13 protein-coding genes are annotated in these 13,668 nt (G+C 60.7%); 3 read left to right on the plus strand and 10 right to left on the minus strand.

From position 1 onward, the window contains the following. Nucleotides 1-16: 16 nt before the first annotated feature. From phnK to phnF, 6 genes are read right to left on the minus strand one after another with little or no spacing between them, the layout of a single operon-like run. A complete protein-coding gene (gene phnK, locus EM595_RS11275) occupies nucleotides 17-778 on the minus strand; it encodes a phosphonate C-P lyase system protein PhnK (RefSeq protein WP_067431846.1) in 762 nt (253 codons plus the stop codon). Beyond that, nucleotides 768-1,616 (minus strand): alpha-D-ribose 1-methylphosphonate 5-phosphate C-P-lyase PhnJ, encoded by an 849-nt coding sequence (locus EM595_RS11280; protein WP_067431848.1) that lies wholly within the window; start codon nucleotides 1,614-1,616, stop codon nucleotides 768-770. The genes phnK and EM595_RS11280 overlap by 11 nt, the downstream gene beginning before the upstream one ends. Further along, a complete protein-coding gene (locus EM595_RS11285) occupies nucleotides 1,609-2,685 on the minus strand; it encodes a carbon-phosphorus lyase complex subunit (protein ID WP_067431851.1) in 1,077 nt (358 codons plus the stop codon). The genes EM595_RS11280 and EM595_RS11285 overlap by 8 nt, the downstream gene beginning before the upstream one ends. Further along, entirely contained in the window at nucleotides 2,685-3,260 is a 576-nt protein-coding gene (gene phnH / locus EM595_RS11290; RefSeq protein ID WP_067431854.1) for a phosphonate C-P lyase system protein PhnH, read from the minus strand. Before phnH ends, EM595_RS11285 begins: the two co-directional genes overlap by 1 nt. Beyond that, nucleotides 3,257-3,706: a phosphonate C-P lyase system protein PhnG gene (gene phnG / locus EM595_RS11295; RefSeq protein ID WP_067431857.1), complete on the minus strand. Its 450-nt coding sequence runs from the start codon at nucleotides 3,704-3,706 to the stop codon at nucleotides 3,257-3,259. The genes phnH and phnG overlap by 4 nt, the downstream gene beginning before the upstream one ends. Then, nucleotides 3,703-4,422, minus strand: coding sequence for a phosphonate metabolism transcriptional regulator PhnF (gene phnF / locus EM595_RS11300; RefSeq protein ID WP_225701550.1), 720 nt, complete (start codon nucleotides 4,420-4,422; stop codon nucleotides 3,703-3,705). Before phnF ends, phnG begins: the two co-directional genes overlap by 4 nt. Before the next feature lie 247 nt (nucleotides 4,423-4,669). Between phnF and EM595_RS11305 the strand changes: the two genes are divergently transcribed. From EM595_RS11305 to EM595_RS11315, 3 genes are all read left to right on the plus strand, one after another. Then, on the plus strand, nucleotides 4,670-6,001 hold the full coding sequence (locus EM595_RS11305) for an NAD(P)/FAD-dependent oxidoreductase (RefSeq protein WP_067431860.1): 1,332 nt from the start codon (nucleotides 4,670-4,672) through the stop codon (nucleotides 5,999-6,001). A 9-nt stretch (nucleotides 6,002-6,010) separates the two neighbouring features. Further along, nucleotides 6,011-6,850 (plus strand): GNAT family N-acetyltransferase, encoded by an 840-nt coding sequence (locus EM595_RS11310; RefSeq protein WP_067431863.1) that lies wholly within the window; start codon nucleotides 6,011-6,013, stop codon nucleotides 6,848-6,850. A 148-nt stretch (nucleotides 6,851-6,998) separates the two neighbouring features. Continuing rightward, nucleotides 6,999-8,792: a thiamine pyrophosphate-requiring protein gene (locus EM595_RS11315; RefSeq protein WP_067431866.1), complete on the plus strand. Its 1,794-nt coding sequence runs from the start codon at nucleotides 6,999-7,001 to the stop codon at nucleotides 8,790-8,792. A 35-nt stretch (nucleotides 8,793-8,827) separates the two neighbouring features. On the opposite strand, the gene cbl is transcribed toward EM595_RS11315, so the two are convergent. The 4 genes from cbl to EM595_RS11335 all read right to left on the minus strand — a co-directional run bounded on the left by cbl (nucleotide 8,828) and on the right by EM595_RS11335 (nucleotide 13,657). Continuing rightward, nucleotides 8,828-9,793: an HTH-type transcriptional regulator Cbl gene (gene cbl, locus EM595_RS11320; protein WP_067431868.1), complete on the minus strand. Its 966-nt coding sequence runs from the start codon at nucleotides 9,791-9,793 to the stop codon at nucleotides 8,828-8,830. 150 nt (nucleotides 9,794-9,943) lie between these two features. Further along, a complete protein-coding gene (nac, locus tag EM595_RS11325) occupies nucleotides 9,944-10,861 on the minus strand; it encodes a nitrogen assimilation transcriptional regulator NAC (RefSeq protein WP_067431870.1) in 918 nt (305 codons plus the stop codon). A 263-nt stretch (nucleotides 10,862-11,124) separates the two neighbouring features. After that, nucleotides 11,125-12,156, minus strand: a complete 1,032-nt coding sequence (locus tag EM595_RS11330) for an ABC transporter permease (RefSeq protein ID WP_067431873.1) — start codon at nucleotides 12,154-12,156, stop codon at nucleotides 11,125-11,127. Between the two features lie 16 nt (nucleotides 12,157-12,172). Next, nucleotides 12,173-13,657 carry a sugar ABC transporter ATP-binding protein gene (locus EM595_RS11335; protein ID WP_067431876.1) on the minus strand — a complete coding sequence of 495 codons (1,485 nt, stop codon included), beginning with the start codon at nucleotides 13,655-13,657 and terminating at the stop codon, nucleotides 12,173-12,175. Nucleotides 13,658-13,668 lie beyond the last annotated feature (11 nt).

Below are 13,668 nucleotides of genomic sequence, written 5' to 3' on the forward strand. Positions count from 1 at the left end.
TTTTTCCTGTCGCAAATTAGCCCAGCACCGAAGAGACCAGCAGCTGCGTATAGGCGTGATGCGGATCGTCGAGCACGCGATCGGTCAGCCCGCTCTCCACCACTCTGCCCTCTTTCATCACCAGCAGCCGGTGCGCCAGCAGACGCGCCACGCCGAGATCGTGGGTGACAATGATTACCGCCAGATTCATCTCCTGCACCAGCGTGCGCAGCAGATCGAGCAGCCGCGCCTGCACCGACACGTCCAGCCCGCCGGTGGGTTCATCCATAAACACCAGCTTCGGCTGCGTCACCAGATTGCGGGCAATTTGCAGTCGCTGCTGCATGCCGCCGGAAAAGGTCACCGGCAGATCGTCGAGGCGGGAAACCGGGATCTCCACCTCTTCCAGCCAGCGGCTCGCCTGCTGCCGAATCTCTCCGTAATGCCGCTGGCCCACCGCCATGAGCCGTTCGCCAATGTTGCCGCCAGCGGAGACCTGTGGGCGCAGGCCGTCCAGCGGATGCTGATGCACCACGCCCCATTCGGTACGCAGCAGCCGCCGACGATCGCTTTCGCTCATGGCGTAGAGATCGCGGCCCTGATAGTGGATCTGGCCCTGCTGCGGCGTCAGTCGCGCGGACAGCGCGCGCAGCAGCGTGCTTTTGCCGGAGCCTGATTCGCCGACGATGCCGAGCACTTCGCCAGGAAAGAGATCGAAACTGACCTGTTCAAAGCCTTTGCCGGGCGCATAGAGGTGGCTGAGGTCGCTGACCGCCAGCAAGGGTTGTTCACTGTTCATGCTGATTTTCCTGCTGCTGACGGCAATAGTCGGTATCGGAACAGACGAACAGGCGCGTGCCGCGGTCGTCCATTACCACCTCATCGAGATAGCTGCTGCGCGAGCCACAGAGCGCACAGGGTTCATCCCACTGCTGCACGCTGAACGGATGATCCTCAAAGTCGAGGCTTTCCACTTTGGTAAACGGCGGCAGCGCATAAATGCGCTTTTCCCGTCCGGCGCCAAACAGCTGTAGCGCGGGCATCATGTGCATTTTGGGGTTGTCGAATTTAGGTATCGGCGACGGATCCATGACGTAGCGATCGTTGACCCGCACCGGATAAGCGTAGGTGGTGGCGATATGGCCGTAGCGGGCGATATCTTCATAGAGTTTTACCTGCATCACGCCGTACTCCTCCAGCGCATGCATGGTGCGCGTTTCGGTTTCGCGCGGTTCGATAAAACGCAGCGGCTCGGGGATCGGCACCTGATAAATCAGCACCTGATCGCTGCCCAGCGGCGTTTCGGGAATGCGGTGCCGCGTCTGGATCAGCGTCGCTTCCCGGGTGCGCTCGGTGGTGGCCGCGCCGCTGACCCGCTGGAAAAACTGCCGAATCGACACGGCGTTGGTGGTGTCGTCGGCGCCCTGATCGATCACCTTCAGCACATCCTCTTCGCCAATCAGGCTGGCGGTGAGCTGAATGCCGCCGGTGCCCCAGCCATAAGGCATCGGCATTTCGCGTCCGGCGAACGGCACCTGATAGCCAGGAATCGCCACCGCTTTCAGGATGGCGCGACGCAGCGTGCGCTTGCTCTGCTCGTCGAGATAACCGCTGTTGTAACCCTGTAAGTCAGCCATGTTGCTGCTCCTGCCAGGCCTGTTGCAGCTGCTTCAGCAGCGCCAGCTCCGCCTGAAAATCGACGTAGTGCGGCAGCTTCAGGTGCGAGACAAAGCCCGCCGCCTCAACGTTGTCCGCATGGGCCAGCACAAACTCTTCATCCTGCGCCGGACTGCTGATGCGTTCGTGATGCTCGCGACTTTGCAGGGCGCGATCCACCAGCGCCATCGCCATAGTTTTACGCTCGGCGCGGCCAAAAGCGAGACCGTAGCCGCGGGTAAAATGCGGCGCGGCGGTATCCGGCACGGTAAAACCGTTGACCATTTCGCACTCGGTCAGCAGGATTTCGCCAATGTCGATGTTAAAGCCGAGCTCTTCCGGGCAGATCGCCAGCGTCAGCATGCCGGTGCGGATCTCACCGGCAAACGGATGGGTACGGCCATAGCCGCGCTGGGTGGAGTAGCCCAGCGCCAGCAGCCAGCCCTCATCGGCGCGCATGAGTTGTTGCAGCCGGGCGCTGCGCGCGGTGGGAAACGACGGCGGTTCGCGGGTGATGTCCACCGGCTCGCTGCCATCGTCCTGCTCTTGCGCCGCCAGCCCTTCGCTAACCAGCAGGTCAAACATCGGCGGGCAGTGTGCCTCCAGCGGCGCCTCGGCCTGCTGCGCTGCGGGCACCTCGCCGTTGGCCAGCAGGGTAAAATCGAGCAGTCGGTGGCTGTAATCACTGGTCGGCCCCAGCACCTGGCCGCCCGGCAAATCCTTCCATACCGCGGAAATACGCCGTTCCGGGCGCATGTTTTGCGTCGCCAGCGGCAGGCTGTCCGCCAGCCGTGGCAGCGTGGTGCGATAGGCGCGCAGCAGGAAAATCGCCTCCACCAAATCGCCGCTGGCCTGTTTTATCGCCAGTGCCGCCAGTTCCGCATCGCAGATACCGCCTTCGGTCATTACCCGATCCACCGCCAGGCCGAGCTGATCGGCAATCTGATCGCAGCCCACCGCCGGTCTCAGCCGATCGCCGCGGCGCAGATCGGCCTGCAGCCGGTGCGCCTGGGCAATCGCTTTTTCACCGCCCTTCACCGCAACATACATCAGCAGACCTCCACTTGTGTGGTGCGCGGCACCGCCATCATGCTTTCGCCGCAGGTGAAAATCAGATCGATGCCCTGCGGAAAATGGTGCGGGCGTTCGCGCAGATAGTGCAGCACACGCGGCGGTAGCTGCGGCGCAATGGCGCGGGTCTCGCGAATGCCGGGGCCGTTGAGCCGCAGCGTCAGGCCGCCGCTCAGCGCGGGCAGATCGATAATCAGCGTGGTGGCGGTTTCCGGTGCCAGATTGTCTCCGGCGGCGAACGCCAGCGGATCGGGATCGGCGGCGGCGTGGGTCAGGGCAAAAGGCGCACAGCGCGCTTCACACGACGGCACGCCAATATGAAAACGCAGATTGCTGCGCAGCGTGTCGCCATCCAGCGCCGGATCGATCCACAGCGCGGTTTCATTATCGACCAGCGTCAGCAGCGTGGCGGTTGCCGCCGGTGAGAGATCGCCCCAGCCCTGCTGCAACGGCAGCATCACCATGACGCCAGGCTCGCTCATTGCTTTGAGAATGCGGCGAAAGGCGCGCTGGGAATCGGCCACCGGATGATTAAAACTTGCCAGTAAGGTCATGCATTGTCTCCGCGAACCAGGGTAAAGAAGTCGACTTTGCTGCTGGCGATTTCACGCGCACGCTTATCACGTCGCGCCTGTTGTGCCGCCAGCAAGGGTTGAATCAGATTTTCCTGCAACAGCGGCGCGTGCTCTGGCTGTTGCAGCAGCGCATCGATCAGCGCACAGCGTTCGGCATGCGCCTTGTCGCGGCCAATCACGTAGCTGTAGCCGCAGGTGCCGTTGCTCAGCTGCACCACCGCGCGGGTGACGGTGACATCCCCGGCGATAAAGCGATTGCCGCTGCCGCCCATGCGCGCCTGCAGCCGGGTCAGGCCAATTTCCGCCGGGCGAATCAGCTGATAATCGGGTTGCAGTTGCAGCTGCTGCCAACGGGCCGCCAGCTCGGCGGGCTGGCTGTGGGCCAGCGTGGAGATCCAGTGCTGGCGCGGAGTTGAGTGATTCATGGGTGCTCCAGCGTCAGCTCAATCATGTCGCCGCGGGTCAGGCTAACGGAGTATTCCGCCATCTCGCCGCTGGCGGTGCGGTTCAGGGTACGCACGCAGAGCAGCGGCGCATGCAGGCTGATCTCCAGCCGCTGGCACTCTTTGGCCTGCGCGCGACGGGTGCTGATGCGCGTCTGCTGACGGGTGAGATCGTGATTCAGCTCGCGGCTGATAAAGCTGTGCAGCGATCCGTTCTGAAACTGTTGCAGCGTTGGCCACCAGGCGAGCTGGGGCAGATAGTGATTAATGATGCAGACCGGCACGCCGTTAACCCGACGCAGGGTGCGCAGATGAATGACGCTGGCGCCCTCTTCGATCGCCAGTGCCAGCGCCACTTCCTGACTCGCCGGTCGCAGCACCGCCAGCAGCCGTTCGCTGGTGGGATGACTGCCCTGCTCCATCAGGTTTTGACTGAAGCGCGCCTGCGCATGCAGCGGGTAATCCCAGGGCCGGGTCAGCACTAAAATGCCAACGCCGTGGCGACGCTGCACCAGCCCTTTGATCACCAGTTCATCCACCGCACGGCGCAGCGTGTGGCGGTTCACCGCATAGTGGCTGGCCAGCTGCTGCTCGGAAGGCAGCCAGTCGCCGCAGCGATAATCTTGTTGCAGCGACGCTTCCAGCTGGGCGGCAATCGCCTGGTAGACTCTGGTCGGATGTCTGGATAACTCACTCACCGTAAAATCCTCCATTAACATGAGGGGAACCCGCAGCGCACGTCGCTGCGTTGTTGACGACGACTTTGCGCCCGCACTGTGACAGCGGGGTGAAAGGCAGATGGCGAAAACATGAAGATGCCCACTTTGGGCCAGACCGCAGGGAGCGGATGGCGAAAGGATCTTTAACCGCAGCGGCGTTGACCGTAAACTGGCCGCCTGCCCGGCAACAGAGCTGGCCCCGCTTTACAACCCTTAAGGAATCGTTATGCCGGCGTTGATGCGCTACGTACAGGACAACGCCCATCTGCCCGACAGCGCGGATGTGGTGATCATCGGCGCGGGCATTGCCGGTGCCGCCGCTGCTTATGAACTGGCGAGGCGCGGCGTTCGGGTGGTGCTGCTGGAAAAAGGGCTGGTCAGCGGCGAACAGTCGAGTCGTAACTGGGGCTGGTGTCGCCAGCAGAACCGCGACGAGCGCGAGTTGCCGCTAAGCATGTATGCCCTGCGACGCTGGGGCGAGCTGGAAGCGGAGACCGGCGAAACGCTGGGTTTCCGTCGCTCGGGCCTGGTGTACGCCACCTGCAACCCACAGGAGATCGCTACCTGGGAACGCTGGAATCAGATGGCGAAAGGCTACGGCATGCACAGCGAGATCCTCAATGCGCAGCAGGCGAAGGCGATGACGCCCGGCAGCCGTACCGCATGGCGCGGCGGCCTGTCGTCGCCGACCGATGGTCATGCGGAACCGGCACTGGCCGCCGCCGGTCTGGTTATCGCCGCCCAGCGCCTCGGCGCGCAGCTCTTTCAACAGTGCGCGGTGCGCGGGCTGGATATTACAGCCGGACGGGTCAGCGGCGTCTGGACGGAGCGCGGACGGATCAAAACCAGCAGCGTGCTGCTGGCCGCGGGTGCCTGGAGTTCGCTGTTCTGTCGCCGTCACGGCATCGACCTGCCGCTGGGCAACGTTATCGGCACCGCCTTTCGTACCGCACCCATTGCCCAGGCGATCGCCGCACCGCTCTACACGCCAGATTTTGCCTGTCGACCTCAGCGCGACGGCAGCTATACCGTATCGGTCTCGGGCAAAGGGCGGCTTGAGCCAGGCATTCAGAGCCTGCGCTATGCGCGCCAGTTCTATCCCACCTTTAAAAAGCGCCGTAACAACCTGCATATTTCGCTGGGGCTGCGGCCTTTTCTGCACGGCCCGGAAGCCTGGGTTAACTGGCAGTTTGATCGCCCGTCGCCGTTTGAAAAGTGCAGAATCCTCGATCCCGCCGCCGATCGGCAGATCGTTGAGCAGGGACTGGCGGCGATGCGTAACGAATATCCGGCGCTGGCGGGCCTACAGCTGGCGCAGGCGTGGGGCGGCATGATCGACAGCACGCCCGATGCCATTCCGGTGATTTCTGCCGTGCCTGCCCTGCCCGGCCTGCTGATCTCAGCGGGTTTCAGCGGCCACGGTTTTGGCATCGGTCCCGGCGCCGGACGGCTGGCCGCCGATCTGATCATGAACGCCGATCCGATCGTCGATCCGGCACCCTATCGTTATTCCCGGCTGGTGGATGGCACCGGCCTTGACCAACCCGGCATGATGTAAGGAGTTGAGATGACCATTATCCTCAGGAACATGACCGAGGCCGATCTGCCTCAGGTGAAGGCGCTTACGCAGCAGCTGCAGTGGCCGCATCGGCTCAGCGATTTGCAGCAGATGCTGCAGCTGGGTGAAGGCACGGTCATCGTCGATGGCACGCGCGTGCTCGGTTCGGCGATGGGCTGGCGCTGGGGCGATCGCATCGCGTCGCTGGGCGTGGTGATTGTTGCCGAGGCGCTGCGCGGTCAGGGCTATGGCCGCCAGCTGATGCGTAACATGCTGGCGCGGTTTAGCGATTGTCAGGTGCGCCTGCATGCCACCGAAATGGGCCACGGCCTGTATGAAAAACTCGGTTTTGTCGTCACCGGTCAGGTGATGCAGCACCAAACCCGTCAGCTGGGTGATGTCGCCGCGCCGCTGCTGCCCGCTGGCTGGCAGCTCCGCGCCGGAGAGAACGGCGATCTTGCGGCGTTAACGGCGCTGGATTATCAGGCCAGCGGCATGGTGCGCACCCGCCTGCTGACGCGCTTGCTGACGGACGCGTCGCTGCGCGTTCTGCTGGATGAACAGCAGCAAATGCGCGGCTTCGCCGTGACGCGGCGTTTTGGCCACGGCCACACCGTCGGGCCACTGCTGGCAACGAATGAGGCGTCGGCGAAACGGCTGGTCAGCGACGCGCTGTGCCGTCTGGCAGGCGAATTTGTGCGGCTCGATACGCCGGTAAGCCGCTTCAGCCCGTGGCTGACTGAGTGCGGACTAACGAAGGTCGACAGCCCGGTCGCGATGATTCACGGCACGCCGTGGCAGCCGCAGGGCGCGCAGACCTTTGGCCTGATGTCGCAGGCGATGGCCTGATCGGCGCGATAGCAGGCGCAGCGGCAGATCGCCGATTTTCCATGCGATTTGCCCGCTAATCCCGCTTTTTCAGCCGCTTCTGCCCAGGGTGCCGTTAACCTCAACTATGCTTATTCCTCTCGACCGCATTCATCAAAAGGAATAAGCAATGAGCACGATGACCAGTGATTTTTTCGTTGAACGCCTGCAGGCCTGGGGCGTTACGCGTATTTATGGCTATCCCGGCGACGGTATCAACGGCGTGCTCGGCGCCATTCAGCGCGCCAACAAGAAAGGCGCGGGCATCGAATTTATTCAGGTGCGACACGAAGAGATGGCGGCGTTTATGGCCGCCGGGCATGCCAAATTCACCGGCGAGCTGGGCGTTTGCCTCTCCACCGGTGGGCCAGGCGCCACCCATCTGCTGACCGGCCTCTATGATGCCAAAGTCGACCATGTGCCGGTGCTGGCAATTTCTGGCCAGGCGGAAGCAACCTCACGCGGTGCCACCTATCAGCAGGAATTAAACCTCGATCGCGTATTTGCTGATGTAGCTAACTTCGTACAGGAAGCGGCAGCACCGGCACAGATCCGCCATCTGGTGGATCGCGGCGTGCGCATCGCTATCGCGCAGAACGGCGTGTCGGTGCTGATCCTGCCGAAAGATATTCAGGATGAGCCGTGGCAGCCGCCGCAGCACGCACACGGTTTTACCCACTCTGGCACCGGCTATCAGCGGCCAAAAGTGGTGCCCTACGAGGCAGACCTGCAAAAAGCGGCGGCGATCCTTAACGCCGGTAAAAAGGTCGCCATTCTGATCGGTGCGGGCGCACGCGGCGCGGCGGTGGAAGTGGTACAGGTCGCGAACCTGCTCGGTGCGGGCGTTGCCAAAGCGCTGCTCGGCAAGGATGTGCTGCCGGACGACGCGCCGTTTGTCACCGGATCCATTGGTCTGCTCGGCACCAGGCCCTCTTCTGACATGATGGCCGAATGCGACACGCTATTGATGATTGGCAGCGGCTTCCCGTGGACCGAGTTCCTGCCGAAAGAGGGTCAGGCGCGGGCGGTGCAGATCGATATCGACCCGTCGATGCTTGGCCTGCGTTATCCCAACGAGATTAACCTGCACGGCGATGCAGCAGAAACGCTGCGTGCGCTGCTACCCTTGCTGGAACACAAAGACGATCGCCAGTGGCAGGAGCAGATTGCCCTCAACGTCAAAGCGTGGTGGCAGGTGATGGAAGAGCGCGCCATGGCGCCGGCCAATCCGGTTAACCCGCAGCGCGTGGTGTGGGAGATGTCGCCGCTGCTGGCGGATAACGCCATTGTCACCTCCGATTCCGGCTCCTGCGCTAACTGGTTCGCCCGTGATTTCCGTGTCAAACAGGGGCAGCGCGCCACGCTCTCCGGCGGCCTCGCCTGCATGGGCGCCGCGGTGCCTTTTGCCATCGCCGCCAAGTTTGCTTATCCCGATCGCCCGGTGGTGGCGCTGGTCGGCGACGGCGCGATGCAGATGAACAACATGGCCGAACTGATCACCATTCAGAAATACTGGCAGGGCTGGGCCACGCCGCAGCTGGTGGTGTGCGTGTTCAATAATCAGGATCTCAATCAGGTCACCTGGGAGCAGCGCGTCATGGAAGGCAACCCGCGTTTCGAGGCGAGCCAGCAGGTGCCTGACGTACGCTATTCGCAGTTTGCTGAGATGCTTGGCCTGAAAGGCATTTACGTTGATGACCCTGAGCAGCTGAGTGCCGCCTGGCAGGAAGCGCTGAGCGCCGATCGCCCGGTGGTGCTGGAAGTGAAAACCGATCCGGAAGTAGCACCGCTGCCGCCGCACATTACGCTGAAACAGGCGAAAGCGTTTATGGCGTCGATGATCAAAGGCGACCGCGGAGCAGCTCAGGTGATTGGCGATACCGCCAGCCAGCTGTTTAACGAGATTTTACCGGGTAAGAAGTAAGCGCGACGGCGGCCCTGCAATGGGGCCGCCCTGAATCAGATTTGAAAATCGAGCACCGGTTCCGTGGTGCTCTCATCATGCAGCGACAGCGCCTGCCGTTTGATCTCTTCAATCGACAGGTTAGCGTTGCACAACTCCAGAAACTGCCAGACGTAGTTGCGCTGCAGCTGGCCGCGTTTCAGACCCAACCAGACGGTATTGGACTCAAACAGATGACCCACATCCAGCCGCACCAGTGACGAATGCTCATCAAGCTGGCACGCCTGATCGGCAAGAATCCCCACGCCCAATCCCAGTTCAACATAGGTTTTTACCACGTCGGAATCCTGCGCGCTCAGCACGATATCGGGCTTCAGCCCTGCGGCATGAAACGCCCGATCCACCTTTGAACGACCGGTAATGCCCTGACGGTAAGTGATCAGCGGATAACGGCTGAGCGCCGCCAGCGACACCGGATCCTGACGGGTCAGCTCATGCGCTTTAGGCACCAGCAGCGCGTGGTGCCAGCCAAACCACGGAAAAGCTGCCAGCGCGCTGTGATTCACCAGCTGTTCACTGGCGATGCCAACGTCCGCCTCCCCGGCCACCAGCATCGATACAATCTCCTGCGGCGATCCCTGATTCAGCTCCAGCCGTACGTTGGGATAGAGTGCGCGAAAGGCTTTGATCACCCGCGGCAGGCTGTAACGCGCCTGGGTATGAGTGGTGGCGATAGTCAGCACGCCGCTGCTTTCGCTGGTAAAGACATCCGCCAGCCGCCGCACTTTGCCCGCCTCATCAAGGATACGTTCGGCGATGGTGAGCAGCGCTTTGCCCGGCTCGGTCATGCCCAGCAGCCGCTTGCCGCGACGGATAAAAATCTCCACGCCCAGCTCATCTTCCAGATCGCGGATGTGACGACTGACGCCCGATTGCGAAGTGAACAGCGCATTGGCCACTTCGGTCAGATTGAATTCGCAACGGGCGGCTTCCCGAATAATTTTAAGCTGCTGGAAATTCACGCGCGTACCCCTGTAATTATTTGTCAGATAAGGTCATCTTAAGAATGCTTATCCATAGCAACAAATAATAAAAACGGTTTTTATATGCGATTTAGTGATAACGCTAAGGGGGGATAAAGCAGGCGCGCGACTGCGCGCCGTGGGGAAAGGTTAACTCACCAGCATCAGTTCACGGTCTTCAACCGCTGGCTTGCTGACCAGCGACAGCAGAATATCTTTCACCGCCTGTGCAGAAGGTGAAAGCGGCAGGCGTGAAGAGACGTTCAGCGACAGCGGCAGGTTAAGCGACGGGCTGTTGATGCGCGCCATCCATGCCGGAGTGGAACTGACCAGCGCCCGTGCCGCAGATTCCGGTAACACGGTGACGCCCATCTGGCTGGAGATCGCCGCCGTCAGCGTGGCAATCGATTCAATTTCGCCGATAATGCGCGCGCTCAGACGACGCAGTGAAAACGCCTCGTCAACACGCTTGCGCACCGCGCTGTAGTCGCGCGGCAGGAACAGGTTCATCTGCGCCACGTCAGCCAGGTCCACCGTCAGGCCCGGCGAATCGGTCGCGCCCACCAGATAAAGCTCTTCTTTCATCAGCGGTGTGCTGGTGATACCGGCGGTAGGCGCCCGATCGTAGAGAACCGCCATATCGAGCTGGCCGTTAATCACCTTCTCATTCAGCGAGGCGCCGCTGTTTTCATGCAGATAGACCAGCACATCGGGCAGGCGATCGCGCACCGTTTGCAGCAGCGGCATGGTCAGCGAAGAGGCCGCGGTGCCTGGCGCCAGGCCAATCGACACCTGGCCGCTCAGCGTTTGTCCGGCATTGATCACCGCTTTTTGCGCCTGCTCGCACTGACGTAAAATGGTGCGGGCATGCGCATAGAGAATTTTTCCGGCGTCGGTAGGCGTGACGCCGCGTTTGGTGCGAATCAGCAGCTGTTGATCCAGCTCGTTTTCCAGCGTGGCCACCTGCTGACTTAGTGCAGGCTGTGCAATATGCAACACTTCCGCTGCCTGCGTCAGGCTGCCGATATCGACGATTTTCACAAAGTACTTCAGTCGTCTTAAGTTCATTTTGCCTCCGTTATGGATCCCCGGGAACCCACTGGGTCATCAGATCAAAAGCCTTACGGCCAATATAATCAGTGACGTTGCAATTAGCAGGCCAGGTTTTTTTATCAGGCAAGGAGCAGATCGCTAACAGGCGGTAAAATAAGAGAATCTGATTACCCCGGGCGGAGTAATCAGTTGTGGTTATCCACTGGCTGGCGCGTTGCGCACCCTTTCAGTGCAAATAAGCGCAGCCAGCGTGCAAATGGCTGCGCTTACCCTGGGGTTTAGCGCTTCTGGCGGTTGCGGTACATATCGATCGACACCGCCGCGACGATAATCATTCCTTTGATAATGTCCTGCACGTAGGCATCGACGCCCACAAAGGTGAAGCCGCTTTTGATCAGGCCCAAAATCACGGCGCCAATCAGCGTGCCGGTAATACGCCCCACGCCGCCCATCAGGCTGCTGCCGCCGATGACCGCCGCAGCAATGGCATCCAGCTCATAGCCAACGCCCATGCTCGACTGCCCGCTGCTGACGCGCGCCGCCAGCACCACGCCCGCCAGCCCGGATAAGCCGCCCGCAATGGTATAGACGATCACCAGATATTTATTCACGTTGATGCCGGAGACCTTCGCCGAGGTCATGTTGCCGCCGATGGCGTAAACATATTTGCCGTAGCGGGTATGCTTCAGGGCGATATGGAACACCAGCGCCACCGCCAGGAAGATGATCACTGGCATGGCACCCTCGCCGATGGAGGTGAAGCCATCGGAGAGGAAGCTGATCGGATTACCCTGAGTGTAATATTGTGCCAGGCCGCGCGCCGACACCATCATCCCTAGCGTGGCGATAAACGGCGGAATGCCGGTTTTGGTGGTCAATACGCCGTTGAGCAGCCCACAAATCAGGCCAACCGCAATCCCGGCGCCAATCGGCACCGCCGCAGGCAGATCCACCAGCGAAGGAAACATCGGCGTCAGGCTGTCAGAGGTTTGCGCCAGGCTGGCCGCCACCACCGCGGTTAACGCTATCACCGAGCCCGACGACAGGTCGATGCCGGTGGTAATGATCACCTGTGTCACGCCCACCGCAATAATGCCGATAATCGCCACCTGCAGCAGAATCAGCACCAGACGGTTGGTGTTCATCAGGAAAGATTGATCGCGCACATACCAGCCGGCAATTTCAAAAATCAGCGCAATGCCGATCATGACGATAAAAATGCCGGTGTCTTTTGGCACCCGATGCTTCAGTCGGTCAGAGAGCGAACGCTGCTCCGCCGGCTGTTGAACGTTAACTTTCGTGTTGCTCATAATGGTTCCTCGCGCCCTATTCCGATGCCAGCGACAAGATGTTCTCTTGCGTAGCCTGCTCTTTATCCAGAATCCCGGTGATCCGACCGCCGTGCATGACCATGACCCGATCGCTCATGCCGATAATTTCCGGCAGCTCTGAGGAGACCATGATGATGGCAACGCCGCGGTTGGCCAGTTCGCTGATCAGCCGATAGATCTCCGCCTTTGCACCGACATCAATGCCGCGCGTCGGCTCGTCAAGAATGAGGATTTTCGGCTGCGCCAGCAGCCAGCGGGCGATGAGCACCTTTTGCTGGTTGCCGCCGCTCAGGTTATTGATGATCTGATCCATGGTTGGCGTTTTGATATTGAGCTTGCGGATCTGCTCCATGCAATCCTGCGCCATCTGCACATGGCTGACGAAGCCCGCCTTGCTGCTGTATTCCGGCATGTTGACGATGCTCATGTTTTCCATCACCGACAGCACCAGAAACAGACCGGACTTTTTGCGGTCTTCGGTCAGAAACGCCATGCCCTTTTCAATCGCGGTGGACGGCGAATCGATGTTCACCGGCACGCCGTCAATCAGCACTTCGCCGCCGTCGGTGCTGGTCATGCCGAACAGGCTTTCCATCACCTCGCTGCGGCCCGCGCCGACTAATCCGGCAACGCCAAGGATTTCACCGCGCCGTACGCTGAAGCTGATATCGTGAAAGGTGCCTTTACGCTGCAGGTTGCGCACCGTCAGCACCTCTTCACCGATAGCGTTATTGAACTTAGGAAACAGCTGCGTCAGTTCGCGGCCCACCATCTGCGTGATCAGCGACTGGCGGGTAAAATTGGCGGTGTGATCGCTGCTGACCCATTTGCCATCGCGAAAGATGCTGATCTCATCGGTAATGTTGAAGATCTCATCCATTTTGTGGCTGATGTAGACGATAGCTTTACCCTGGGATCGCAAGTCGCGAATAATGGTAAACAGGTGCGCCACTTCACTCTCGGTCAGCGCCGAGGTGGGCTCATCCATAATAACGATGTCGGCATTCCATGAGACCGCCTTGGCGATCTCCACCATCTGCTGCGCGGCGATGCTCAGTTCGCCGACCATGCTGTCCGCCTGCAGGCGGATATTAAGCTTGCTCAGCAGCGCCTGCGTTTGCGTACGTAAGGCGTGGTGATCGACGAAGCCATATTTCATCGGCTCGCGACCCAGCCAGATATTTTCCGCCACCGTCATGTGCGGCACCAGGTTAAGTTCCTGATGAATCATTGAGATACCGGAACGCAGCGCGTCCAGCGTGTCGACAAACTGCACCGGCTCACCCTTGACGCGAATGATGCCCTCATCGGGACGGTAAATCCCGATGAGGCACTTCATTAACGTCGATTTGCCCGCGCCATTTTCACCCATCAAGGCATGTACCGTTCCGGGACGCACGCGTAGTGAGACATTGCTCAGTGCTTTAACGCCAGGAAAGAACTTGCTGATGCCTTCGGCTTCCAGCGCATAAGCAACCATAAATCACCTCC

The organism is Duffyella gerundensis (genome assembly GCF_001517405.1).
Lineage (GTDB): Bacteria > Pseudomonadota > Gammaproteobacteria > Enterobacterales > Enterobacteriaceae > Duffyella > Duffyella gerundensis.